Source organism: Ihubacter massiliensis (assembly GCF_024125305.1).
Classification (GTDB): domain Bacteria; phylum Bacillota; class Clostridia; order Peptostreptococcales; family Anaerovoracaceae; genus Hominibacterium; species Hominibacterium faecale.
Window position 1 is genome coordinate 2,398,166 of sequence record NZ_JAMXVH010000001.1, and the last position, 25,989, is coordinate 2,424,154.

Here is a 25,989-nt window from a genome sequence, read left to right on the forward strand (position 1 = left end):
ACCCGTCCTATCGAACGAGTCGCACGTCTTCTTTTATTTTCAGAAAATGATTTACAATTCTCTGCGGCCTTCCATGGCTTTAAGCAAAGTAATTTCATCGGCATATTCCAGATCGCCGCCAACCGGAACGCCGTGGGCAATGCGTGAGACTTTGATTCCGGAGGGTTTAACCAGTCTGGCAATATACATGGCAGTGGCTTCCCCCTCAATATTGGGATTGGTCGCCAGGATGATCTCCTGTACATCCTCCTGCTGAAGCCTGACGATCAGCTGTTTGAGGTTGATGTCCTCAGGTCCGATCCCTTCCATGGGAGAAATCGCTCCATGAAGCACGTGATAGAGGCCGCCGTATTCTTTGATCCGTTCCATGGCTGCCACATCCCGGGGGGTTTCGACAACACAAATAACGCTGCGGTCTCTGGCGGGGTCGGAACAGACCATGCAAGGATCCGTATCCGTCAGATTACCGCAAACGGAACAGTACTTCATGTTTTTCTTGGCTTCCGTTATGGATTCTGCCAGGGCAAGCGCTTCTTTTTCGTCCATGGACAGAATATGAAAAGCCAGCCGCTGGGCGGTTTTACCCCCGATGCCCGGCAGCCTGGAAAGTTCGCTGATCAATTTGCTCAGCGGTTTGGCATAATATTTCATGACCTACAGCCCCGGAATCCCCAGACTGCCAGTCAGCTTGTTCATTTCGTTCTGCGAAATCTCTTCCATCTGCCTCAGAGCTTCATTGGCCGCAACCAAGATTAAATCCTGCAGCATTTCAATATCGTCCGGATCCACGACCTCCGGCTTGATTTCAATGTTCTTGATTTCCTTTTTGCCGGTCACCGTTACCGTCACGGCGCCGCCGCCCGATGTAGCCGTCGTTTCCATCTGATCGATTTCACCCTGCAGCTCATCCATTTTGCGCTGCATAGCCTGCATCTGCTGCATCTGTTTCTGCATGTTTCCCATGCCGCCGGCCTTTGGCTTTTTTCCGGCTCTCATTCCTTTTCCCATATTCTCCTCCTTATTCAATCTCGATATTTAATCCAAGTTTTGTCTCCGCTGTTTTGGCAAGGCGCTGAGCATCGTCGGTCTTTGGCGCGCAATCCTCGCCTTCCAGCTGACAGCGAAGCCCCCTTCGCTTGCCTGTATGTTTTTCCATCAGGTCTTCCAATACCTGTCTGTTGTTTTCCACGTATCCGCACACAGCGGCATTGGACGCCACGACTGTAAACAGCTCATCGGTCATTTCCGTCAATCTGGTTCCGCTGCGGATCAGATTGAAGCTGCCTCTGGATGCCTCAGCTTCTTCAAAAATAGCATGCCACAGGCTGTCGTAATCAAAGCTTTTTTCCGGTGCGGGGCTGCCGTCCGGATGGGTCTGCCCCTCTGCAGGTGCAGAAGCATCCACCTGATCGGGACTCTGCGTTTTTATGGCGGTGCTGGCAGCAGGCGGTGCGGTTCTCGGAACCATTCTCGGCGCTGCTCCGGCCGGGTCGATCAGATCGGTGGCCATTTTCACCATGCACAGCTCCAGTAAAATCCTCGGCTGGGTGGACCATTTGGCTTCCGACATAGTCCTGGAAAGTTCAATAATAGCATTGTTGATATCCGCCAGATCCAGGCTGTCGCTCTGGCGGCGGATCCGATCCACGTTCTCCGGGGACAGGTTGAGCATATCCTCCGGATTTTTTATAAATTTGGTGATGAGCAGGTTGCGGTAGTGGGACAGCCAGTCCTTCATGAACTGCCTTACATCCTTTCCGTCGGCCAGAATCTGTTCCAGCATCAAAAGCGCTTCCTGGGGCTGTCTCAGCGTAATTTTATCGGTCAGTTCCAGGAACACTTCCTCTCCGGCAGTACCCAGAAAATCCAGGACGTCCTCACGCTCCACACGGGTTTGTCCGCCAGAAATACACTGGTCCAGAATACTGAGTCCGTCTCTCACCGATCCATCCGCGTTGGCCGCGATCAGCCGCAGCGCGCCCTGAGAAGCGTCAATGCCTTTCTGCTGGCAGATATCTTCCATTCCTCCCACCAGGGTTTCTTCCGGCACCCGCTTGAAATCCAGGCGCATGCACCTGGAAAGAATGGTGGCGGGAAGCTTTTGCGGCTCTGTGGTGGCAAGGATGAACATCACATTTTCCGGCGGTTCTTCCAGGGTTTTGAGCAGTGCGTTGAAAGCTCCCGTGGAAAGCATGTGCACTTCGTCCACGATATATACTTTTTTTCTGCCCACGGCCGGCGGGTATTTGACGCTTTCCCGCAGCTCGCGGATGTTTTCCACCCCGTTGTTGGAAGCTGCGTCGATCTCTATCACATCCATGAAGGTACCGTCCTTGATGGCCGTACAGTTGGCACAGACGCCGCAGGGCCGTCCGCCGTCCGCCGTGCAGTTGACGCCCTTGGCCAAAATTCTGGCTGTAGTCGTCTTGCCGGTGCCTCTTGTTCCGCAGAATAAATAAGCGTGGCTCACCGAGTCGGTGGCCAGCTGATTTTTCAATATTTTAATGATATGGCCCTGACCGAGAATTTCCTCGAAAACCTCCGGCCTGTAGGCTCTGTAGAGAGCAGTATACATGTTCTACCTCACTTCATCAAAAAACAAATTGCCCTTTGAAAGCTCCGCAAGGCGTTAGCAAAGGCTGATCTGCGGCACATAAGAGCTTCCGCTTATTGCTGCTTCCTTCCGGACCTGACAAGGTTCACGGAGTCTTATTGCGCAGGACCCCAACCATACCAGACGGAGCTATCAAAGGGCAATTTCATGCTTATCAATTATATTATTTTTAAGGTCTTTCGTCAAGGGTTATTTCATGCGGCCGCTTGGAATTCGTGGTCCATGCCAGCCATGCCTGGGGCTGCACTAGCTTTCTTCACCCACCACCTTATACAGCTCATCGCTGGCAGGCGGCGCGATCTCGATCAGCTCCCCGTTGACATTCATGCAGATGCCGGCTGACGAATCCTTGATCACGCCTATGTAAGAAGCCTCCACACCCGCAGCCTTCATGGCCTCTGCCATTTCTTCCTTCTTGTCAGGCGCAACCATGATAATCATACAGCCGCTGGAAATCAGCCGCAGGTAATCGATATCAAAATAATCGCAGATTTTTCTTGTTACCGGCTCCACCGGGACCTGATCCACCCACAGCTCGGCGCCGGTGCCGGCGATCTGGCACATTTCCCAGACAGCCCCCAGCACGCCGCCCTCAGTCACATCATGCATCCCATGGGTTCCCACCTTTCCGGCCGCGACTCCTTCTTTTACAACGCTGACCTTTCCCAGCAGGCTTTTAGCTTTCTCGATCTCCTCATGGGTGAGCACCTTTTGCAGCTGCTCCTCAAAATCGCAGGCAATGATCCCAGAGCCTTCCAGACCGGCGGATTTCGTTATCATGATCAAATCCCCCGGCCGCATGTTTTCCGAATGCTGAGAAGCCCATTTTTCGCCTCTGCCGATGGCTGTGGAAACGATCACTGGCTTGGTCACAGCCGGAGTGATCTCCGTATGGCCGCCGATGATCTCCACGCCCAGCTCTTCCGAAGCTTCGCCGGCCTGGCGCATCATCTCTTCAATCTGCTCCTCCGTCGTTCCCACAGGCAGCATGACGGCCAGCATGATGCCTAAAGGCTGAATGCCGTTGGATGCGATATCGTTGCAGGAAATATGGATGGACAGCCGGCCGATCTCACTGATGGCTGCCGTGATGGGGTCCGTGGACATGATACATTCATACGACCCGAAATCCACCACCGCGCAGTCCTCCCCAATGCCCGGCCTTGTGAGGACCTCCGGCCTTTTGAATTTGATGTTGTTGAATACGATCTTTTCCAGCAGTTCACTGTCCAGTTTTCCGGTTTTAAGCATTTGTAATCTCCTTTTCAGACTTAGATTTATCCGCTTCATCAAGAAGTTCTATAAACTGTTCCTCCGTAATAATGGGGACTCCCAGTTCCTTGGCTTTTTTGTTTTTGGATGAGGTCGATTGATTATCGTTGTTGATCAGATAGTCTGTCTTTTTGCTCACCGATCCGGCCGCCTTTCCGCCCCGCGACTCGATGACCGCCTTGAGGGCATCCCGGTTTTCGTAATGGTTAAGGCTGCCTGTGATTACGAAGGTCTTGCCGGCAAACCCCTGGACTTCCTCCTGCTGAAAGCTTTCATCCAATACCAGCTCTTCCAGCAGATCGCCGATGATCCGGCGATTTTTTTCCTTCTGAAAAAACGCTGTATATCCAGCAGCCATAACATCTCCAATCCCGTCGATGGCATCCAGCTCTTCCTCTTCTGCGTTTTGTATCTTCTCCCACTTATTTTCAAAGGCCTTAGCGATAACTTTGGCGTTGGCCACGCCTATATTGGGAATCCCCAGACTGTAGAGCAGTCTGGCTGGCGTGGTGTTTCTGGCTGTCTTTAGCGCATTCATCAAGTTGTCGAAGGACTTTTCTCCAAAGCCTTCCATGGATGTGATTTCCTCTTTAAAGCGCCCCAGCCGGAACAAATCCGCCAGCTCTTTGATATACCCGCGGGCCACCAGTTTTTCCAGCGTCGCCTCCGACAAACCGTCGATGTTCATCGCATTGCGGCTGACAAAATGAGTCAGAGCCTTGATTTGTTTTGCCAGGCATTCAGGATTGGTGCAATAGAGCACTTCCACATCCTTATCCTTTTTGATCACCGCTTCCTCGCCGCACACAGGACAGGCATCGGGTATGGCCAAATCGCCGCTCTTCGTCAGGTTTTCCGCGATCTGAGGAATGATCATGTTCGCTTTATAGACTTGAATATGATCCCCCAGACCCAGGCGCAGCTCCTTTAAAATGCTCACGTTATGCACCGAGGCCCTGGTAACGGTAGTACCCTCCAGCTGGACCGGATCAAAGATTGCCACCGGATTGATGAGGCCGGTCCTTGACGCGCTCCATTCAATTTCCTTGAGCGTGGTTTCCTTGATCTCATCCCGCCACTTGAAAGCGATGGAATCTCTGGGGAATTTGGAAGTAGCTCCCAGGGAGGCTCCATAAGCGATATCGTCAAATATCAAAACCAGCCCGTCGGAAGGGATATCATTCTTCTCCACATGATCGGCAAACCATGCCACCTGCCGGGACAGATTCTGACGTGTAGCCATCTTATATTCCACCACCTGAAAGCCCTGTTTTTCCAGCCAGAGAAATTGTTCCTCCCGGGACGTCATCTCCATACCCTCGGCGCTCACCAGTCCAAAGGCGAAGAAATGTACCCTTCTCCTGGCCGTAATTTCGTTATTCAGCTGACGCACGCTGCCGCTGCAAAGGTTTCGCGGGTTTTTGTAACGGGCGTCAACATCTTCAATGGTTTCATTGATCTTTTCAAAATCCGAATATTTGATACAGGCTTCGCCCCTGAGAATCAGCTCGCCCTGAAAGGGAATATTCACCGGAATATTTTTAAAGACTCTGGCGTTGGAGGTAATCACTTCTCCGATTTCCCCGTTGCCCCTGGTAACCGCCTTGTAAAGCTGCCCTTCCCGGTAAGTAAGGACAATGGTCAGGCCATCGATCTTCCATGAAAGCAGGCCTTTCTGCTCTCCCAGCCAGTCGGCCAGCTCCCCGGTATCCTTAGTCTTGTCCAGAGAAAGCATGGGCGACGGATGGCGCTCTTTGGGCAGGCTATCCAGCACTTGGTAGCCCACATTGACCGTTGGGCTCTGGGCCAGTACGATGCCTGTTTCCTTTTCCAGCTGGGCCAGCTCATCATACAGCCTGTCGTATTCCAGATTGCTCATGATCTCCCTGCTCTCCTGATAATAAGCGCGGGAAGCCTGATTGAGCAGCTCCACTTTTTCCTGTATTTCTTTTCGTTTATCTTCCATTCTTGTCTTGCTTACCTTTCATTTTTTGGTATGTACCTGGTAAGGGGAGCGATGCCTGCGGCCAGCTTTTTTACCGATCCGTCCCGAAAGGACACTTCGATGATCTTGTCGCTTGCCTTGAGCACGGTGCCCCGTCCGAATTTGGGATGGGTTACATCATCTCCCACCTGAAAGGTTTCACCCGATGCCGCTCTCTGGCGGACCTGCTGTTTGACATATTTCAACTGATCGAAGGGGTTAAAAGGCGTCTCACGGCTGTATCCGTCAAGGGAACGGGAGTTCCTGGCTTCCTTTTTCTTTTCAAAAATAGCATCCCCATCGATGAGATGTTTATCCATTTCACGCAAAAACTGCGATTCCCTGGTATAATCGGTTTTTCCGTACAGGGTCCGCATGCTTGCGCTGGTGAGAAAAAGCCGCTCTCTGGCTCTGGTCATGCCCACATAGCAAAGCCGCCGTTCTTCCTCCAGCCCGTCTTCTTTCTCGAAAGCCCGCCAGCCGGGGAAAAGTCCGTCCTCCAGGCCAGGAAGGAACACAAAAGGAAATTCCAGACCCTTTGCGCTGTGCATGGTCATCAGAACCACCGCGTTTTCGCTTTCATCGTGGTTGTCCACTTCCGCCAAAAGGGCGATCCGCTCCATAAAGTCGGGCAGGGACAATTGCTCATCATCCTTCTCGTAATCGTAGATGACTGATTTGAATTCCATCAAGTTTTCAATTCGGCTTTCCGCCTCCAGATTGTTCTGCTCTTCCAGGGCTTTTAAATAACCCGTACCAACCAGCAGCCCGTCGTAAATATCCGAAACCCTTAAATTGGATTGTTCTTTGCTGTATTGTTGGATCACTTCAACCATGCTGCGGATACCGGCGGATGCTTTTGCCGACAGGCCGCTCACCACCTCTTCATCCATCAGCGTATCGAAGAGGCTTTCTCCCCGGACCCGCGCCAAAGCCTGCAGCTTGTCCACCGTCCTTGCGCCGATCCCGCGCTTGGGCTCATTGATAATGCGCAGCAGAGCCAGATCGTCATCGGGATTTTGTACCAGCCTCATATAGCTGACAATATCCTTAACTTCCTTTCGATCGTAATACCTCAGTCCTCCCAGAACCCGGTAAGGAATATCTCTCCTGGAGAGGGCTTCCTCAAAGGTTCTGGACTGGGCATTGGTGCGGTAGAGGATTGCAAAATCGCTGTAGCGCAGGTCCTTTCTCTTCAGATGGTCGATCTGCTGGGCCACGTAATGGGCTTCGTCCCGCTCATCATCCGCACGGTAATAGGCAATTTTCTGTCCGTCCGCTTTTGAGGTCCACAGTTTTTTCTCTTTTCTTCCCCGGTTCTTTTCAATCACCGAATGGGCCGCCGCCAGAATGTTGGCGGTGGAACGATAGTTTTGTTCCAGCTTGACCACTTTGGCATTGGGGAAGTCCTTTTCAAACTCCAGAATATTGCGGATATCCGCGCCACGCCACTGATAGATGCACTGGTCATCATCTCCCACCACGCAAAGATTTTTGTGCTTTTCCGCCAGCATTTTTATAAATGTATATTGGATAAAGTTGGTATCCTGGTATTCATCCACCATAATATACTGGAATCGATTCTGATATTCAAGCAAGGCCGCCTCGTCCTGTTTAAATACCCGGACCGCATTGAGCAGCAGATCGTCAAAATCCATGGCATTGTTTTTTTTCAGCAGCGTTTCATAAGAGCGGTAGGCCTGGTAGACAATCTTTGTCTTGGGGTCCTCACCGTATGTGGCCAGATACTGTTTGGGGTCCAGCTCTTTCTCTTTGCAGTCGCTGATAATACTGAGAAAATAGGCGGGTGTATACCGCTTATCATCCAGATTCATCTCTTTGACGATGTTTTTCATAGCCGCTTTCTGGTCCGTGGGATCGTAGACGACGAAATCCTTTTTATAGCCTAAAAGCTGCGCGTGTTTTCTCAGCACGCGCAGACAGGCCGAGTGAAAGGTGAGGATCCACATATTGACCCCGGATCCGATGAGGCTTTCCACCCGGTCCCGCATTTCCTGAGCCGCCTTATTGGTAAAGGTAACCGCTAAAATATGATACGGATTGACTCCCTTTTCCTCGATCAAATACGCGATTCGATGGGTCATGGTGCTGGTTTTGCCGCTTCCCGCGCCCGCTAAAATCAGGAGAGGCCCCTCTGTGTACAGAGCTGCCTCCCTTTGCTGCGGATTGAGATTGTCTAAGTAATCCATTTCTTCCTCCGCCTAAAATATAATATAGTTCCAGATCAGATTCATAAAAAAGTTCACGCCCGGATTCAAAATGATGCCTGTGATGTTAAACAGCACCAGGAACATCAGTATGAAAAATCCGTTGTTATAGATCGTATAGTAAAGCTGGGTATGCTTGATGTTAAAGATTTCGCTGATAATGGAAAACCCGTCGAGAGGCGGAACCGGAATCAAATTGAAGATCATCAGCACCAGGTTGATCTGAACCACGTAGAGCAGGATCGTCCACAGGGCCTCTCCGAAGCCGCCCAGCATAAAGCCCTGGCCCGCCACCATCAGTACCAGCTTCATGATAAAGCCAAAGACTATGGCTACGATCAGATTCATCACTACTCCGGCCAAAGAGACCAGGAGTTCATCCCGTCTGCGCTTCTTAAAGTTGTTGGGGTTGATTTCCACCGGCACGCCCCAGCCCCAGCCGGCGAACATGAGGGCAGCCAGGCCGATGGGGTCCACGTGAGCCGCCGGGTTGATCGTCACCCTCCCCTGATATTTGGGTGTTGGATCGCCCAGCTTATACGCTACCCAGCCGTGGGCAAATTCATGAAACGAAATTCCTACGATAACGCCCGGTATGATTAAAATCGTGTGCATGAGCCATTCCATAGGGCTGGAAAATCTTCGCAGCGATGAAAAAACCATCAATGCCAGAAATATTAAAAACACAGGGTCAACTATTCTTCTTCTCAAATCCTTCATCCTTTCTTTCTTACCTTTTGGCCGGTCCCAGCCGGCAAACTTCTGCTTAATACATAAAGTATGATATATTCTATCACAATTCCGCCGGTTTTTAAATATGATAAATAAGAAACAAATTGGCCGCAAGCGGCCAGGGAGGAGAGACAATTCTTTATGGCTAATAAATATGTCTGCGTGGATGTTTACACAGTCCGGGCAGGAGATACGCTCTATTCAATCGCACAGCGCTACAATGTGGATGTCGGCCTTCTGATGCGGGCTAACAAAGTGCACAATCCCTACAACCTGAGGATCGGAACAAACCTTTGCATACCAGGTCTTGCGCAGGAGGATCCGATTCCTCAGCCTCTGCCGGAAGTGGGTCCGGAAGAGACGCCTGAGCCGCAGCCGGATGCTTCACCCAATCCAGGCTGCAAAACTACTCACACCGTTAAGTCCGGCGATACCCTTTATATGATCGCAAAGATGCACAAGATCACGCTGGATGCGCTGATGAACGCCAATCCAAACATCGACCCTTACAACTTGCAGGTTGGAACGGAGCTTTGTATTCCTCAGTAAGAAGTTTTGCTTCGGCAAGGTCCTGGGCCTGCGCTGCGTATCCGTACGTAGGTCCGCGGAGTTTGCCTCCGGTCACAGCAAGTCGGAAAGCAGACGGGCCAGGCTTTCCTTAAAACGAATCCAAAGGGAACGCTGTTGGTACAAATCCAGCGTCAGCTCGTGGCAGTCCCCCATATCATTTTCAAATATGGCTTCCAGCTTGCGGGCTTCTTCGCCGTCGTAGAGAAAGGCGTTGGCTTCAAAATTCAGCATAAAGCTGCGCCGGTCAAAGTTGGCCGAGCCTACGCTGGCCACTTCGCTGTCGGCCACAATGGTCTTTGCATGGAGAAATCCCCGGTCGTAGATAAAGGCTCTGCCGCCGGAGCGAATCAGCTCGCCCACATAAGAATAGGTGGCCCAATAGACAAAGATATGGTCCGGCATGCAGGGGATCATGATGCGCACGTCCACGCCGCTCTGGGCGGCCATTTTCAGCGCTTCCAGAATGCTGGAGTCCGGAACGAAATAGGGGGTCTGCAGGTAAATGTTCTTTTGCGCCCCGGTAATCATCTTCAAATAAGCCCGCTTTACTTCCACCCGCTCCGAATCGGGCCCGCTGGATACGATCTGGACTCCGGTGCTTCCCACCTCGATTACATCGCTGTAGTAGGCCTGTGAAAGCTTCACATCTTCCTTTGCGGCAAATCTCCAGTCCAGCAGGAATCTGGCGTTGATATCCTGAACACAGCTTCCCATAACCCGCAGATGGGTATCCCGCCAAAATCCGAACTTCTTTTTCATGCTCAAATATTCTCTAGCAATGTTAAATCCGCCGATATATCCCACTTCTCCGTCAATGACTGCCAGTTTTCTATGATTTCTGTAATTAAAGCGGATATTGATAATTTTAAACTTGGGCGGAAAGAAATAGGCCCGTTTGCCGCCTGCTTTTATAAAGTCCTCCAGCAGCCGGTCGTTGATCTGTCTGCTGCCCATGGCATCCATCAGGAGCCGCACTTCCACCCCTTCTCTGGCCTTCTTTGTCAGGGCCTCCAGAAAGCGCCTGCCTACTGGATCGTTTTTGATGATAAAATACATGATGTTGATGGAAGTGGTGGCATTTTCAATGTCCCGCAGAAGGGTGCGAAATTTGTGACGGCCGCCGGTTAAAATGGTAATCTTGTTGTTCTGAGTGTAATACGCCCTGCCGTAAAGCTGATTGAGATGGATCATATCTTTCCAGCGCTTTGCCTCAGGATTGGCAAATTGATAGGTTCCCCGCTTTATGTCCGTCATCTGCTCCTTGAGGCTTCCGTCTATGGCCTCCTCTTCTGATCTGGTCAGTCTGAAAATTCGTTTCCTGGAAATATGCTGTGAGAACAAAAAATAAAAAATTATTCCTGCTATGGGCAGCAGGAATAAAATCATGATCCATGCCAGCGTTGCCGACGGATTTTTGCGCTCAAGGAAGATAATGGTGCACGCGATCATCAGGTTCACTATGAACAGCACGCTTGTAAATTGTGCAAAGTGCGGTAATTCCCGCCATATACCAAACCAGTCAAACATCGTTAACTCCTCTTTGCCTCCAGTATTTAACTACAGAAGCATTCTGTCATTATCGATCTCAAATTTATCAATCAGTTTCTCCACAGTCATCCGTTCACGTTCAGCTCCCGACAAATCCATGACAATCTGGCCGTCCCGCATGAGAATGGTTCTGTTTCCATGTTCCAGGGCTGCTTTCATATTGTGGGTAATCATCATTGTACACATATCCTTTTCTTGAGAAAAGAGGTCAGTCAGCTCTAGAACTTTCCTGGCGGCCGATGGGTCCAGGGCAGCGGTATGTTCATCCAAAAGCAAAAGCTTAGGCTGGGCGATGACTGCCATGAACAAGGTCAGCGCCTGCCGCTGTCCGCCTGACAGAAGCCGGGCCTTTTCCTTCATCCTGTCTTCCAGCCCCATGTCCAGCAGCCTGAGTTTTTCCCTGAACAGCTCTCTATCTTTCTTGGTAATGCCCGGCTGGAATCCTCTGCTGCGAATTTTATTGTAGGCAATGGAAAGATTTTCTTCAATCGTCATATCAAAGGCAGTCCCTTTTAGGGGGTCCTGAAACACACGGCCGATTTTTTTTGCCCGCCGGTGTTCCGGCAGCCTGGTAATATCCTGCCCATCCAGAAGAATTTTACCACCGTCCGCAGCGTGTACACCCGCAATACAATTCATCAGTGTCGACTTTCCGGCCCCGTTGCTGCCGATGATGGTAACAAAATCACCTCTTTCCAGAGACAAATTCAAATTATTTAATGCCAGCTTTTCATTGATGGTACCCGGGCTGAATATTTTTGTCAGATTGGTAATTTTAAGCATTTTTCGCCCCCCGCTTCTTCTTTCTGATGGAGAAGGTTTCTCCCAGTACGCCCATGGATAAGGCGATTACCACGATAACCGCAGAAACCAGCTTCATATCCGTGGCCTGCATGCCAAAATTCAAGGCAATGGCCAGAATCAGCCGGTATACCACGGCGCCAAGGGCTACTGCAATCAGTCGTCTCAGCAGGCTTGTAGTGCCAAAAATCACTTCACCGATGATGACCGAGGCCAGCCCGATCACCACCATACCGACGCCCATGCCAATGTCACAGTATCCCTGATACTGTGACAAAAGGCCGCCGGCGAGGCCTACAAACCCGTTGGAAACAGCCAGGCCCAAAAGCTTCATATTGTCGCTGCTGATACCGGCAGCCCGCACCATTTCTTCATTATCTCCCGTCGCCCTTAGGGCAAATCCGATTCTGGTTTTGAGGAAGAAAAAGAAAATGGCGATGACCACGATCAGCACAATTGCGCCGACGATCAATTTAGAATACTGGGCTGGGAACATCTCTCCGGCCTTTGTATACAGCGTTTCGCTTTTCATCAGCGGCAGGTTGGCTTTTCCTCCCATAATGCGCAAGTTGATGGAATAGACTCCCAACATGACAAGAATTCCTGCCAAAAGAGCTTGTATTTTTAATTTTGTATTAAGCAGGGCCGTGATGGCGCCTGCGCAGGCCCCGCCGATAAATGCCGCTGCCAGCGCCAGCAGCGGATGGACGCCTAGGGTGCAGAGCATGGCCGAAGCCGCCGCCCCTGTAACAATACTCCCATCTACTGTCAAATCAGGCGTGTTGAGTGTACGAAAGGACAGAAAAACGCCTAAAGCCAATATGGCATATATCATTCCCAGTTCTATGGAACCGATCAGTGCACCGACTGTTATCATCGCTTACTCTCCTAAGTTTTCTGCATTTTTCAAAATGTCTTCAGGTATTTTCACACCAATTGCATCTGCTGTCGCCCGGTTAATATACGCCTGCATATCATCCATAACTTTTACGGCCATGGTGCTGGTATCTCCGCCTTTGAGAACTTCCACCGCCATTTTCGCCGTCTCAGCCCCCAGTGTTTTGTAGTTAATTCCGTAAGTGGCCAGGCCCCCGTCCTTTACCATAGAGTCCGCTCCCACATAAAACGGCACCTTGGCGTCGTTGAATACAGTAGCGGCAACGGACATGGCTGATGCTACCGTGTTGTCGATGGGCGAAAATACGGCATCGCATTTTCCTGCCAGGCTCTGGGCCGCCTGCTGGATTTCATTGGAATTGGTCACAGCAGCTTCTTCCACCTTCATGCCCTTTTTCTTGGCAAAGGCTTTCAGATCGTTTACAACAGATACGGAGTTGACTTCGCTGGAATTGTACAGCGCGCCGATGGTCTTAACATCCGGTGTGATTTTAAGCGCCAGATCCATGATCTTGTCCGCCGACACTAAATCCGATGTCCCGGTGATGTTTGCGCCCGGTTTTTCAAAGCTTTCCACAAGCTCCGCCGCTACTGGGTCGGTGACTGCAGAAAAGATGATTGGGATGTCTTTTGTTTCGCCGTAAGCAGCCTGGGCCGCCGGGGTGGAAATGGCGATGATCAGGTCGCATTTGTCCGCTACAAATCCCTGGCAGATGGTCTTGAGGTTGGCCTGCTCGTTCTGGGCGTTTTGGTAGTCGATGGTGATATTGTCCCCATCTTTATAGCCGTCCGCTTCCAGCTGTTTGATAATGCTTTCGCGAATGGTGTCCAGAGATGGGTGTTCCACCAGCTGAACCAGCCCGATTTTCATCGTATCTTTGTTTGCACCGTCTTCCGATCCGCAGCCTGCCAGCACGCCGGCTGCTGCCATAATCAGCACCATTAAAATTGCAATCCGTTTTTTCATGTTCTTTTTCTCCTATCTATATTGTTTATTTTTTGGATGTTCTCTGCTCGGTAGGCGTTCCACAAAAAAACACCCGTCCCATACAAGGACAAGTGTCTTATAACCTGCGGTACCACCTTGTTTGATGCCTGCGCATCCTCTCTGCAGAGTGCCATCACACTCTTTGCCCGTTACGCCGGCTTCGCGTCTCGGCTACTTGGCCTGTCTGCATTTTACCGTCCCGCCTGGCTGACCGGTCGCTTTGTCGTTTCATTTCGCGATCGCTGTTTACTGCTTTGGCGGGCCGCTTAATGCTGCGGCTGTTCACTTCGCCCTCGGAGGCCCATTCTGCTGAAACTGTCGTCTGCCCGGCTTGCACCGCCCCGGGCTCGCTGTAAAACCGTTTCTCAGCTTTACTCCCTCGTCCTCGGTTTCGTATTGATATACAGTTATTTTACCACCTTAGTTCCCGGATTGTCAAGAGGGGATGCAGGGGTTTGGCCGGACCGTCAAGCTGCTGCGGCTTGGAGATACGATATGGGGTGCTTCGGGAAAAACTAAAACAAAATTTCGCTTTTTACGCAACTTTCAACGACCGGGCGCTTTCAAATCCGCAATGGGCCCCCAAGGGCCGCCAAGTTGCCGGGATCGTGCCCCGTAACCCTGCAGCTTTGCGTAAAAAATGCAAAGTTTTTAAAAGTTTTCCACAATCTGGCCTTTTTTCGATTTGAGGGGCCCAGACCCGGCCCCCAGATCTAGCGAGCCGGCCCCACCCCCGGAGCCGACCCATAAAAAACAAACGTTAAACCAACACACACTTACTTGCTGCGCCTGAGGCGCTCCACCACGCTGTCCTTATTCCACATACGGTCCACAAAGGCCGAGATGGCAACCGCAGCCAGCAGATACACCGGCACCAGCCCGCAGGCGGGAAGCAGCGTCATATGGTAAGACGCGAACCACCACCCGGCAGTCATCCCTTTTACAATGGTCGCAGAGACAGCAGCGCTGAGCAGGATTCCTGCGATCACGGCAGCGGCGGCGTAGAACAGCCCTTCCAGTACAAAGAGTTTTCGCAGCTGTTTTCTGGTCATGCCGATGCTTTGCATCACTGCGAATTCCCTCTGCCTTGCAATGGCGCCGGTCAAAATCACATTGAGCAGGTTGAGGATTCCGATGATCCCAAAGATGCCGGCAATCACTGCGCCGCTCATACTGAAGGTTTGCTTGAGCTCCTTAAAGTCCTTGTCCACGCTTTCTCTGGAAATGACCCGGATATTGGCGCCCGGCCGATCCTGATAGCCCTCAATGGCTTCTTTCAGCGCACCGAATTTGCCCTCCTGGGCATCAAAGATGCAGCGAATGGGCCGGTTTGCTTCCGGATAAAGGGACTGGAACTGCTCAGCCGTAAGCAGCAGACCTGCGTAGTCGCCATAGCTGGCGTCATAGAGCATGGAGTACTGGACCGCAACGCAGGCCATCACCTCATATTCCCGCTGCTTTCCGTGAAAATCAACGCTGATCCGGTCTCCAGGGTGAAGGGTAAAGCCGTCCATATCCGCTTCCTGCCCTTTATCATCCAGATACCCAATTTCCAGCACATATTTTCCGGAAGCAAATTTCTCCAAATCAAGTTTGCCGTCAAAGACTTTGCAGCGTTTCAAGGCATTCTCATCAAAGCCATAGACCTGTTTTCCGCCCGAATCGTTATCATCTTCATAAGGTTTGCCGTTCCTGGTTTTCACAGAGGCGGTTTCCTCGATATTTCCACTGGTATCATGGTAATAATAGACGTTGGACAAGTCCTTTACCTGAGGCTGTGTTTGAATAAAGCGGACAAAGTCCTGAGAAAGCATATAGTTTGATTCATCTCCTCGCCCGGAATCGGAACTGCTTGCCGCAAAATCCGCTGCCACCCGGCCTTTGACGAAGGTATTTTGATCAAAGCTGCCGGTAAAGTTGAGCACGCTGTTAAAAATCACGATACTGAGAGCGATGGACAGAACCACCAGAGCTGTCTTTCCTTTGCTGCCTGTCAGATTGGCAATCGCCATCTGGGCGATGCGCATGCGCGATTCTTTCCCGCTCTTGACCGTCTTTTTGCTCTCCTTCTGTCCGCTATACCGGAGCGCTTCGATGGGAGAAATCTTTGCGGCTGTACGGCCGGGACGCTGACAGCTGATCCATACGGTAAACAGCGCAAATAGCCCGGAAATCACCATGACCCAGATATTGGGAGGCACAAAATAAGCGGTCTTGCCGTCCAGTGTCTGCATGATCAGAGGCAGCAGCCCGTTTCCCAGCAGCCATCCAAAAATCAGACCCGCCGGTATACCGATGATCGACAGCTTTATACCCTGCCGCTTTACGATATACGCCAGCTGTTTGGGCGAAGCGCCGATGGTTTTCAGCTGCCCGTAGAGACGGATGTCCTTGAGCACCGAAATCTGAAAAATATTGTAGATAATCAGGTAGCCGGCCAGCAGAATGAGAATCGCGGCTCCGATCACGCCTGCCACAAGCCCGGGGTCCACAGTGTCCACCCGCTCGTAAGCCGGATTGACGTTAGCTTTTATGAAGTCAGCTTCGCCCACCTCTGCTGCCGGATCGTATCCGGCGCTTTGGACGATGCTGTCCAGCTGCTCCTGAATATGTGTATCATCCTTGAGGGTGCCCATGATCACCAGGGCGCCTGCTTTGGCTTCGCCGGGCCTGGGGTTGGAAACACCTGAAAGGGCTGAATCAGCAAACGACTTGGATACACCGATGTAAGTCATGGAAGCGTTTTTTTCTCCCTCCCAGAACCCGCTTACCTGGACCTGCTTCACCTTTTCTTTTCCATTCACTTCATAATGAAGATCAAAGGAAACGCCTGTCTCATGGGGAAGCTTGAGCAAATCCATGGTCACCGTATCCAAGACCACCTGATCAGCGGTTTGGGGGAGTTTTCCCTCTTTCAGCTCCATAAAATTCATTTTATAAAGGATTTCGTCGATCTGGGACACGTTCACCGCCATACGGGTCAGTCTGGGATCGGTTCCGGTCCCTACAAAGCGCATGGCGCCCACATCTTTAAAAGCGGGATTTTCCATGATCTGCTCTGCTTTTTTCTGGGGCATGTACTTGAGAGAAACCATGGCCTGGCTTCCCGATTGGCGGATGGTCTGTTGTTTATAGCAGTACATGCTGCCCTGGAGCACAGTCGCCACGGAAGTAAAGAGCATGGTCGTAAGAATAATGGCGATGACAGCGATGATATTCCGCGAGCGGCTGGCCTTGAGGCAGCTTTGGGAAAGGGTCTTAATAAACCGCTTATTATTATTTTGCAGCATCTTCCCCACCTCCCAGTTTTTTACCAGGCTGCGTCCTTCCGGCGATCCGTCCGTCCTCAATGCGGATCATGCGATCTGCCATCAGCGCGATTTCAGGATTGTGGGTGATCATAACCAAAGTCTGGTGAAACTGTTTGCACGAAAGCTTCATCAGGCGCAGCACATCCTGACTGGTCTTAGAATCCAGATTGCCCGTCGGTTCGTCGGCGAGAATGATAGCCGGTTTGCTGGCTAAAGCTCTGGCAATGGCCACTCTCTGCTGCTGCCCGCCGGACAAATTGCTGGGCAGGTTGGAAAGTTTTTCTTCCAAATGAAGCAAACGGATGATCTGATCGATATGATCCCGATCCACCGGATTGCCGTCCAGCTCAATGGGAAGGATGATGTTTTGATATACATTGAGAACAGGAACCAAATTGTAGTCCTGAAAGATAAAACCGATATTACGGCGGCGGAATACGGTCAGCTGTTCGTCGTTCATATGTTCGATTTCTTTGCCGCGAATGGAAACGCTGCCTGAGGTGGGCGTGTCCAGACCGCCCAGCATATTGAGCAACGTGGATTTTCCCGAACCCGAAGTCCCGACGATGGCGGCGAATTCGCCCTGTTCAATATCCAAGCTGACACCGTCCAGTGCTTTTGTAAGGTTGGGTTCTTTTCCATAATATTTTTTTAAATTCTTTGCCTGTAAAATACAGCTCATTGTGATACCTCTCTTTATTTTAATACCTGTAGTATACAAAAAGATTATCACAAACACTTCTCAACATTGTTACAGGTTTGTGATAATCTTTCCATCATGCCAGGCAGGGCAAATGTATGGAAAAGACGGAACCTTCTCCAACAACAGAGGTTACGTCCAGAAAGCCTCTCTGGCTTTCTATGATCTTCCTGGTCAAAAACAGGCCCAGGCCCACCCCTTCGATCTGGCGAACATCGTTCTCCCGGTAAAAACGCTGGAAGATCTGATTGAAATGGTCCGGCTCAATACCCTTCCCGTCATCTCTGACTGCGATCTTCACAAAGAAATCGGTTTCTGAAACATCGATGTGAATATGCCCGCCTTCCCGGCTGTATTTGACCCCGTTGTCCAGAAGATTGAAAACCGCCTCCAGGGTCCATTTGCTGTCGCAGAGCGCCCGGATCTCTTCGCTGCAATTCACTGTGATATTGATCTTCTTTGCCTCGGCCTTGAGGGCAATATCGCAGACCGCCTGCTGAATCATCGGGTAGATGGAGGAAGGTTTTGGCGAAACATCGATCAGCCCCGTTTCCAGCCGGGAAAGCTTGATCATGCTCTGCATCAGGGAATCCAGTTTTTCCACCTGGGAGTCGGCTGCCTGGAGGAATTCGGTTCGTTTTGCTTCCGGCATTTCCCGGCTCATCAAAATCTGATGATACATACGAATGTTGGATATGGGGGTTTTCACCTGATGTGAGATGTCGGAAACGATTTCCTGCAGCTCGCTTTTCTCCTGGTGAAGCTGCTGTGCACGCATTTCAAAAATTTCGTAAAGCTGCCGCATTTTCACCTGAATCTTGGACATTAAGGTATCGGTTTCTTCTTCTAAAAACAGGTCTTTTTTCCCTGTGATCATCCCTTCCAGGCTCTCCATGATCCGGGACGTATATGTGACAAGCTTTCGACGCATCCAGATGACGATGCCAATGTTGATCAGCAAAAGAAGGATACCAGCAGCCAATAGGATCCGTTCCATCAAAAGCCGCCTCCTGTCCATTGATATCCCATGCCGTACAAGGTTTTGATATAGGAATGGTTCTCATCTTCGATCTTTTTCCGCAGCCGGTTGATGTTCACCGCCACCACATGTTCATCGACAAAATTGCCTTCGCTGTCCCAAATCTTTTCCAGCAGCAACTGTTTGGTCAAAACCCTGTCTTTGCTTGCGATTAAAAGATTCAGTATTTTAAATTCCGTGGGCGTGAGGGATAAAATCCGTCCTTCCTTTTTTAAAACCATCTTTCCGAAATCAATCATCAAATAGCCGTCGCTGTATCGGGTATTCTGGGCCTTGGGCGCATGTTTTCGCAAAGCGACCTGGATCCGCTTGTGTAAAACCTCCATGTTAAAGGGTTTTGTAATATAATCATCGGCGCCGCAGTCAAAGCCTTTCAGCTCGTCCTCATCCAAGTCGCGGGCAGTGAGAAAAATGACCGGTGTACCCATCTGCGCTTTCACGCCCCTGCACAGATCATAACCCTCCCCGTCGGGCAGGTTCACATCCAGGAGAATCAGATCCACTTGATTTTTGTCTAAAAGCTCCATTCCTTCCGCCAGCGAATAAGCCGAATAGACCCGGTAATTTTCCGCCTCCAGGTCATAGGTCAGCCCTGCGTTCAGCGCCTGGTCGTCTTCAATTAGTAATATTTTTTTCATAGGTTCTCGCCATCCTTTTTTGCTCATAACGCATATGCCCCTATACTAACAAAAAAAAGGAGGTTTGTGAACCTCCCCTTTCATGATTCTCCGCACAGCCTTTCCAGGCTCCGGCCGGGTTCTCTTTGCCATCGCCCTACCTTGCAGATTCTGGCGACAATCGCTGCCGGAATCGCGGTCAAAAGGCTCAAAAGGGACCCCATCTTGGCCGCATCCGTCAGCTTTGAATCCATAAAGGCATTTTCTGAGACGAACAGGGCCACGGTCAGGCCGATGCCGCTGATAAAGCCCACTACGGCCACATCTTTAAAGCTCATGCCTTCCGGCAGGGCAGCCTTTAATTTTACAGCCAGCCAGGTGAACAGCATTACGCCTCCGCTCTTGCCTACGAGAAATGCGAGGAAAATAATCAGGCTTAAAGATGACAAGCTTCCCAGTTCTACCCCTGCGTTGGTAAAGCCAAAGAAAAACAGACCATAGTCGACCATGGTGCCGATCCTTTGTTCAAAGGTATGAAGGGCGGATTTTCCCTGGGTATGGTCCGGGCCATGTTCATCATTTTGATGTACGCTGGTTCCTGATTTGGGAAGAAAGGGAATAATGAACACAAGTGCCAGAGCCGGGTGAAGGCCCGATTGGTACATTCCCAGCCAGCTGATGGTTCCGCAAAGGAGAACATATGGTTCGAAGTAACGGACGCGCAGCTTTCGAAGCCCCAGAGCAAGGGCCATTGCCGCCAATACCAGCACCAGCCACAAAGGCTGAACGGAGCTGCCCGGTTCGGGGTAAAAAATGGCGATAATGACCAGGCCGATGGCATCGTCGGCTACTGCCAGGAGCAGCAGAAAGTTGACGGCAGGATGAAGCTTGCCGAAAATTACTCTGGCTGCCAGCCATGCCAGGGCAATATCCGTAGCCGTGCAGATTCCCCATCCCGAAGCGTAAGCGGTGTCGCCGGCCGCCCAGTTGATCAGCAGAAAGACTGCCGCCGGAAACAGCACGCCTCCCGCCGTGGCCATCAAGGGAGCGACGGCTTTTTTCAGTGGATTGAGCGAACCGCCTTTGGACAGGCTGTTGACGATTTCCACTCCCGCGATGGCAAAGAAAAACACCATGAAGATATCATTTACCAGCCAATGGAGACTAACGGTATCTCCCCACAGCGGCTCATGAATCACATGGTGGTATAGATTTGGAAACAGGTTGGCGCAAAGCATCGCGCACGCCACACCCAAGATCAATGGAATTGAAAATTCCCTGCATATGTTGTTCAGTTTTTCTCGCATCTTTAAATGTATTACCTCCCCGCTTACACTTTCTCACATTAAAGCAACAGTTAATTGTATACATTGTACAAGAAAATATTGGTCATTGTCAATATCGGATTATTCAGAATTTAATCTTTTTTCCCGGCAGCCCTATTTGGTGAAGATGAGTTCCTGGGGCTTGAGGATGCCTGACTTATGGGAAACGTAGCTGTAATGGGTGAGTTCCTCTCCATCCTCGCTCTTGCTCCAATCATAAATGCTGCGTTTCTTAATCTCCTTGCCTTTTTGGTCTTTGGCTGTCTCTTCTACGATCACATACTGGGTCTGAGGCTTTAGCTTGAGATGATACCCATCGTCTTTAAACTGAATTTCTGTGGTTTTCACCACCTGGTCACGGCCGTCCATCTCCTTTGCAGCCACGCTGAGGACAGGATCTTCTTCCTCAAAATTCACCTCGTAGGCAAAAGTTTTGGTAATGCGGCTGTTGTTTTCGGTTACAGTCCAGGAAGCTTCCCCGCCGAGGCTGCCTCCTAAAACTGCGTCGATCCCTGCGGTAGCCTGCTCTCCCAGGTAATAGCCTTTCTTGTCTTTGCGGATAAAACAGCAGAGGAATTCACTTTCAGATCCCCTTACAAAATGGACCGTTCCGCAGACGACATTTTTTTGTTCTTCCAGGTTTTCCGCTCCCGTTTGTTCATTTCCTTCCACCCGAAGCCCGCTGTCCGCCATGGCCTCGCTTTTAGTTACGCTTGCGGCGCCGTCCGCCTGCTGAACCAGCAGATATTCACCGTCCACTCCCTCAAAATTGAACAAGGTGCCGTCTCCGGTATTTTTCATCTGCGCGTAATTTTTGATGAAATCTCCTTGTTCATTGTACCGTTTTTTGTCCAGCGCTTCCTGCTGGGACCGGCGGATCACATAAACCCCACAGGCATGATCATCTGCGCTGTCCGCCTGCATGGTTTCGTCGGCCAGGCTGCATCCGCAGAGCGTCCCTGCGGCCAGGAGCAGCGTCAGCAGCAGAGCTGCCTTTATCCTTCTTTTATTCATTTTCTTCCTCCAGTCTTCCGTCACAGCTGAGGATTTCCCCCACATCACACTTTAAATAGCAGCAGATTTTATTCAGCGTTTCAAAACGCACCCCCTTTGCCTTGCCGCTGCGCAAAATGGACAGGTTGGCTTCTGTGATGCCGATCTGCCGCGCAAGCTGCTTGGAGGTCATTTTATTCCGTTTCAAAACTTCATCCAGATGGATCTGTATCGCCATTTCTGACTCCTTAAATGATGGATTGTTTGTCTTCGTACAAAGCATTGTGTTCCTGCATGTATCTTGCCAGGATCATAGCCGCCAGCGCCAGGATCATGGGCAGGAAGGGAAAGTCGATGGTGATTTCCACTTTGCTGATCCAGGTTCCCGCCAGCAGCTGGACTGCTCCGAGAAAAAGGCCGCAGATCACGGATGCGATGACCGTATTTCTGGCGTTTTGCGACAGCCGCCTGGTGTTTTCCACGATGGCTTCACTGTAGGGCTCACCGCTCATGCTGTCCAGGATCGCCACTGCGGCAAATATTGTTTTGAGGATAAACAGGACCGGAATCAATCGCAGCGCGGAAAGGCCGATGGCCAATGCTTCAGATATGGCTTGCCCGCCCATGTCCAGTCCCTCATATCCGTAAGCTGCGTTTGCCCCGGCGGACTGGGCCAGACAGGCAAAGACGGCTCCGTATACGGCGAGAAACGTGTAAAAGACCGCCAATGCCGTCAGAATCCCGCTCATCCATTTCATCAGACTTTCGGACTGCCTGCTCTCTATTTTGTGCATGAGCCGCAGGGCCAGATAGCCGATGAGGAAACTGTAAAGCAAAAGGGATAGGGTGACGCTGCCGGCTGTCTGCATGATGCTTTCCGGGATGGAAAACAGCAGGGTCATTCGCCCTGGGTTGATCATCATATAGAGCAGGAACAGCAGCCATATGCTCATGAAGGCCAGCAGAATGTCGGCAGCAGATGCCCGCTTTTTTATGCAGCGGCGCACCAGAAATCCGCATGGGATCAGGCAGATGACAAGGTAAAGGACGATTGCCGCCACGTTGCCTGCGTCTCCCGATAAAGAGATGGTTCTCAGGCCAGCGGCGATTTTGGTAAAGGGCCAGGCGACCGCTTCCAGTCCGTTTTGGACCCCTGCCCCGTAAATGAGCAGGAGCGCAGCAATCAGAGCAACGATCGCTGCTGCCGCGGTTAGTTTTTTTACACTTCTTTCATTCATAAACACACCTCTTAATTATTGTAAAACGATAATTATATGTTTAATATACTGCGGATATTATCGTTTGTCAATAATTTTTTGGGATTTATGGATGCAGATAAGCGGCCGGGTTGCAAAAAGCTAATCCTTTTTATTTTTTGTATCAAAATTACAGCCTGGCAAGGGCTGCTACTGTGGATTTTTGAGTGGAAAAGGCGCTTTTGATGAATTTTCACAGGTTTTGAGAAAATTAGCCTTTATATGTGTTGAAAACAGATACAGAAAACAAAAATTTTCCAGTTTTTATACCCGCATCAATGAGCCTGATGAGCGGGCCAGCCCCTGGCCCACACTCATCAAGCATTTGCCAGCTCATACATGGCCTGTGCCATGATGCGGGTGTTTTTCAGCAGATTAGGGATGGATATATATTCGTTTTTCTGATGGATCACATTGTCCTGTCCCGGAAAAATCGGGCCAAAGGCAACAATATTTTCCATCGTCTTGGCGTAGGTGCCGCCGCCGATGGCGATGGGCTCGGCCTCAGTCTGGGTCTGCTCCTGGTAAATCCTCTGGAGGGTCCGCACCAAAACGCTTTCCTCCGGCACATACAGCGGCTGTTCCAACCGTTCCAGCTTGGCATGAAGGCCAAAGGATGCTGCTTTTTCTTCCACCTTTTGAAAGTCTTCCTTGAAATCCATTCCGTAGGGATAGCGGCAGTCAAAGGAAACGGCAATGTGTCTTTCATCGCCTTTCAGGAGGCCGGCGTTGACTGTCACTGCGCCGAATTTTCCTTCATCCCGGCCGATGCCCAGATCATGGCCATCCGTTTGGCTTCCTGCGCAAGTATTGAAAAAGTCCACAAATGCCATCAAATCTTCCGGGAGCTGATAATCCGCAAGCTGCTTCATCAACTTTGCAATGGCGTTTTCACCCTCCCAGGGCGTGCTGGCATGGGCCGATTTTCCCCGAGACTCCAGCTGTTTTTCCGTTCCATCTGCAAAGCGCAGTTTCGCTTTTGCAAGAGCCGGCACCTGATTTACTGCCTCTCCCGCATCAGCTGCGGCTAAAACGCCGGAGTCCAGCGGGCATTCGATTCGAAAGCAGGCCAGCCCTTTTTCGGAAAAAATAACCGGATAATCCGCATCGGGCGTAAAGCCCATGACAGGCAGTTCTTCCGTTTCTTTATAGCGGTCCACATCCTCATCTCCGTTTTCCTCATTGGTTCCAAAGATCAGGCGGATTCTGCGCTTCAGAGAAACACCGGATTCCTTGATCGCTCTCAGACCATACAACGCGCCGATCATAGGACCCTTATCATCCAGCGTTCCCCGGCCATAAATGCGGTCCCCGCAAAGCTCGCCTAAAGGAGCATGATCCCAGCCCCCGCCCAGCGGCACTACATCCAGATGGCCGAGAATTCCAATCATTTCACTGCCCTCCCCATATTCGGCGTATCCGATCATATTGTCAAGATTGCAGGTACGAAACCCCATGGATTCCGCCAGATTAAGGGTATATTCCAGCGCTTCCCGGGGTCCTGGGCCGAAGGGCGCTTCAGGTCCTGCCGCTCCACGCACGCTGTTGATAGCCACGCACCCCAGCAAATCTTTGATCAAATCGTCTTTATATTCTTGTATTTTCGCTTCAAACATGAATATTAATTTCCTTTCTCAGTCTCTTTTTTCCCGCTCTTACGTTTGAGGGATATGAACACGCCGGCGGCGCAGATTCCTGCAAAGATTAGAAAAGCAGTATGCATGGTGCGGATCAGAAGCTCCGGCTGTGCATCGGAAAGAGCCTGGCTGCCCATGTATCTGGATACGATCACGGTTACGATAACCATGCTGGAAGTATGGCCAATAGAGCGCATGGTCGCCAGAATGGACGACGCTACCCCGTAATCCTTGGCTTCCACGCAGGCCATGACCGCATTGGTGTTGGGCGACGAAAAGAAAGCAAAGCCGATGCCCGTAATGACCAGCGCTCCGATGATGACCCACAGCGGCGTATTCATACCCACAAAGGCAAAAATCAACACGCCGGCGGCGCACAGACCCATGCCGAAGGAGGCCAGCTTAAAGGGCGATATGCGGTCGGACAGCCTGCCGGTATAGGGCGATAGGATGGCCATCAGGGCCGGCTGGGCAATGAGGATAAATCCGGCAGCCTGCGAGCTGTATCCCATGACCACCTGCAGGTAAATGGACATGAGATAGCCGATGGCAAAGGTCGCTCCGTAGTTGAGCAGCGCCGCCAGGTTTGAAAAGCTGTAAGCAAGGTTGCTCTTAAAGATCCGCACCTGCACGACCGGGTTTTTTATTTTCAGTTCATGGCGCACAAAGAAAACGCCCAGCAGCAGCCCGCAGGCCACCAGCGCGATGGGAAGCAGTTCCATTTTGAAATCGGATAGTCCGTACATGGTGAGGACGATCATTCCGATGTAAAGGAGATTTCCCAGAATGTCGTAGTCGGCCCCTTTGCTCTCGCAGCTGTCTTTTGGCAGCTTGCTCCAGGCAATGATCAAAACAACGAAACCGATGACCGCCGTCAAGGCGAAGATCGACCGCCATCCAAAATTGTGATTGAGAAAGCCGCCGATCACAGGTCCCGCCGAAAGCCCCACATACGTTGAAGCGATGGAGTAGCCCAGAACCTTGCCCCGATCCTTTCCCGGAAAAGCGCTGATGAGGACAGCCGTATTGGTGCTGAAGATCATGGCGCCGCCCAGCCCCTGTAAAATCCGCAGGCCGATCAGCATCCACATGGAAATGCCGAATACCGATGCGGTGGAGCTCAAGCTGAAAATCAGAATCCCGATCACCAGAATGCGCTTGCGGCAAGTCAGGTCAGCGATCCGCCCAAAGGGGACCGACAGAGCGGCCACTGTGAGCATATAGGCCGTCACCAGCCAGCCGACAAAGCTGGCGCTCACGTTGAAATGATGCCCCATATCAGGGATGGACAAGTTGAGCGCGCTGCCGGTAAATGTTGTAATAAACGCTGTAGTAATTACTACAAAGATTGTTGTCCTTTGTTCTTTTTCGTATTTCATAACCTTATTATCTGCCTTTTCCCATAAATATACTGTGTTTTTCTGCATTTTCTAATTATAACAAATCCTGGCTTAAATTGACAATGTTCGCTCCACAC

The 25,989-nt window shown here is 50.9% G+C and carries 22 protein-coding genes and 1 other RNA gene; 1 reads left to right on the forward strand and 22 read right to left on the reverse strand.

Annotation, left to right across the window (positions count from 1 at the left end; all coding sequences use genetic code 11):
• Window positions 1-51 precede the first annotated feature (51 nt).
• The 8 genes from recR to NIA71_RS11260 form a co-directional block, all read right to left on the reverse strand.
• Entirely contained in the window at window positions 52-651 is a 600-nt protein-coding gene (gene recR, locus NIA71_RS11225) for a recombination mediator RecR (protein WP_148396103.1), read from the reverse strand.
• A gap of 3 nt (window positions 652-654) precedes the next feature.
• On the reverse strand, window positions 655-996 hold the full coding sequence (locus tag NIA71_RS11230) for a YbaB/EbfC family nucleoid-associated protein (RefSeq protein ID WP_336246043.1): 342 nt from the start codon (window positions 994-996) through the stop codon (window positions 655-657).
• Window positions 997-1,018: 22 nt separating this feature from the next.
• Entirely contained in the window at window positions 1,019-2,575 is a 1,557-nt protein-coding gene (gene dnaX / locus NIA71_RS11235) for a DNA polymerase III subunit gamma/tau (protein WP_253020426.1), read from the reverse strand.
• A gap of 54 nt (window positions 2,576-2,629) precedes the next feature.
• Window positions 2,630-2,729, reverse strand: an RNA gene (gene ffs / locus NIA71_RS11240) — signal recognition particle sRNA small type.
• A gap of 131 nt (window positions 2,730-2,860) precedes the next feature.
• Window positions 2,861-3,865 (reverse strand): AIR synthase family protein, encoded by a 1,005-nt coding sequence (locus NIA71_RS11245; RefSeq protein WP_253020427.1) that lies wholly within the window; start codon window positions 3,863-3,865, stop codon window positions 2,861-2,863.
• Window positions 3,858-5,852, reverse strand: a complete 1,995-nt coding sequence (ligA, locus tag NIA71_RS11250) for an NAD-dependent DNA ligase LigA (RefSeq protein WP_148396099.1) — start codon at window positions 5,850-5,852, stop codon at window positions 3,858-3,860. Before ligA ends, NIA71_RS11245 begins: the two co-directional genes overlap by 8 nt.
• A gap of 11 nt (window positions 5,853-5,863) precedes the next feature.
• Window positions 5,864-8,080, reverse strand: coding sequence for an ATP-dependent helicase (locus tag NIA71_RS11255; protein WP_253020428.1), 2,217 nt, complete (start codon window positions 8,078-8,080; stop codon window positions 5,864-5,866).
• Between the two features lie 12 nt (window positions 8,081-8,092).
• Window positions 8,093-8,809, reverse strand: coding sequence for a site-2 protease family protein (locus NIA71_RS11260; RefSeq protein ID WP_148396097.1), 717 nt, complete (start codon window positions 8,807-8,809; stop codon window positions 8,093-8,095).
• 162 nt (window positions 8,810-8,971) lie between these two features.
• On the opposite strand from NIA71_RS11260, the gene NIA71_RS11265 reads away from it, so the two are divergent.
• Window positions 8,972-9,379, forward strand: coding sequence for a LysM peptidoglycan-binding domain-containing protein (locus NIA71_RS11265; RefSeq protein WP_148396096.1), 408 nt, complete (start codon window positions 8,972-8,974; stop codon window positions 9,377-9,379).
• A 72-nt stretch (window positions 9,380-9,451) separates the two neighbouring features.
• On the opposite strand, the gene cls is transcribed toward NIA71_RS11265, so the two are convergent.
• The 14 genes from cls to NIA71_RS11335 form a co-directional block, all read right to left on the reverse strand.
• Window positions 9,452-10,927: a cardiolipin synthase gene (gene cls, locus NIA71_RS11270; protein WP_148396095.1), complete on the reverse strand. Its 1,476-nt coding sequence runs from the start codon at window positions 10,925-10,927 to the stop codon at window positions 9,452-9,454.
• Window positions 10,928-10,957: 30 nt separating this feature from the next.
• Window positions 10,958-11,731: an ABC transporter ATP-binding protein gene (locus NIA71_RS11275; protein WP_148396094.1), complete on the reverse strand. Its 774-nt coding sequence runs from the start codon at window positions 11,729-11,731 to the stop codon at window positions 10,958-10,960.
• The gene (locus NIA71_RS11280) at window positions 11,724-12,623 is read right to left on the reverse strand and encodes an ABC transporter permease (RefSeq protein WP_148396246.1); all 900 of its coding nucleotides are present in this window, start codon (window positions 12,621-12,623) and stop codon (window positions 11,724-11,726) included. The genes NIA71_RS11275 and NIA71_RS11280 overlap by 8 nt, the downstream gene beginning before the upstream one ends.
• Before the next feature lie 6 nt (window positions 12,624-12,629).
• Window positions 12,630-13,613 carry an ABC transporter substrate-binding protein gene (locus NIA71_RS11285; protein WP_148396093.1) on the reverse strand — a complete coding sequence of 328 codons (984 nt, stop codon included), beginning with the start codon at window positions 13,611-13,613 and terminating at the stop codon, window positions 12,630-12,632.
• Window positions 13,614-14,410: 797 nt separating this feature from the next.
• Window positions 14,411-16,924, reverse strand: a complete 2,514-nt coding sequence (locus NIA71_RS11290) for an ABC transporter permease (protein WP_253020429.1) — start codon at window positions 16,922-16,924, stop codon at window positions 14,411-14,413.
• Window positions 16,911-17,627, reverse strand: coding sequence for an ABC transporter ATP-binding protein (locus tag NIA71_RS11295; protein WP_148396091.1), 717 nt, complete (start codon window positions 17,625-17,627; stop codon window positions 16,911-16,913). The genes NIA71_RS11290 and NIA71_RS11295 overlap by 14 nt, the downstream gene beginning before the upstream one ends.
• 94 nt (window positions 17,628-17,721) lie before the next feature.
• Window positions 17,722-18,642 (reverse strand): sensor histidine kinase, encoded by a 921-nt coding sequence (locus NIA71_RS11300; RefSeq protein WP_253021304.1) that lies wholly within the window; start codon window positions 18,640-18,642, stop codon window positions 17,722-17,724.
• Window positions 18,642-19,322, reverse strand: coding sequence for a response regulator transcription factor (locus NIA71_RS11305; protein ID WP_148396090.1), 681 nt, complete (start codon window positions 19,320-19,322; stop codon window positions 18,642-18,644). The genes NIA71_RS11300 and NIA71_RS11305 overlap by 1 nt, the downstream gene beginning before the upstream one ends.
• 80 nt (window positions 19,323-19,402) lie before the next feature.
• Window positions 19,403-20,608 (reverse strand): Na+/H+ antiporter NhaA, encoded by a 1,206-nt coding sequence (locus tag NIA71_RS11310; protein WP_253020430.1) that lies wholly within the window; start codon window positions 20,606-20,608, stop codon window positions 19,403-19,405.
• A 132-nt stretch (window positions 20,609-20,740) separates the two neighbouring features.
• On the reverse strand, window positions 20,741-21,640 hold the full coding sequence (locus tag NIA71_RS11315; RefSeq protein ID WP_148396088.1) for a hypothetical protein: 900 nt from the start codon (window positions 21,638-21,640) through the stop codon (window positions 20,741-20,743).
• Window positions 21,633-21,857 carry a helix-turn-helix domain-containing protein gene (locus NIA71_RS11320; RefSeq protein WP_148396087.1) on the reverse strand — a complete coding sequence of 75 codons (225 nt, stop codon included), beginning with the start codon at window positions 21,855-21,857 and terminating at the stop codon, window positions 21,633-21,635. Before NIA71_RS11320 ends, NIA71_RS11315 begins: the two co-directional genes overlap by 8 nt.
• Before the next feature lie 10 nt (window positions 21,858-21,867).
• A complete protein-coding gene (locus NIA71_RS11325) occupies window positions 21,868-22,857 on the reverse strand; it encodes a hypothetical protein (RefSeq protein ID WP_148396086.1) in 990 nt (329 codons plus the stop codon).
• A 335-nt stretch (window positions 22,858-23,192) separates the two neighbouring features.
• On the reverse strand, window positions 23,193-24,491 hold the full coding sequence (locus NIA71_RS11330) for a Sapep family Mn(2+)-dependent dipeptidase (protein WP_253020431.1): 1,299 nt from the start codon (window positions 24,489-24,491) through the stop codon (window positions 23,193-23,195).
• A 5-nt stretch (window positions 24,492-24,496) separates the two neighbouring features.
• A complete protein-coding gene (locus NIA71_RS11335) occupies window positions 24,497-25,891 on the reverse strand; it encodes an MFS transporter (protein ID WP_148396084.1) in 1,395 nt (464 codons plus the stop codon).
• Window positions 25,892-25,989 lie beyond the last annotated feature (98 nt).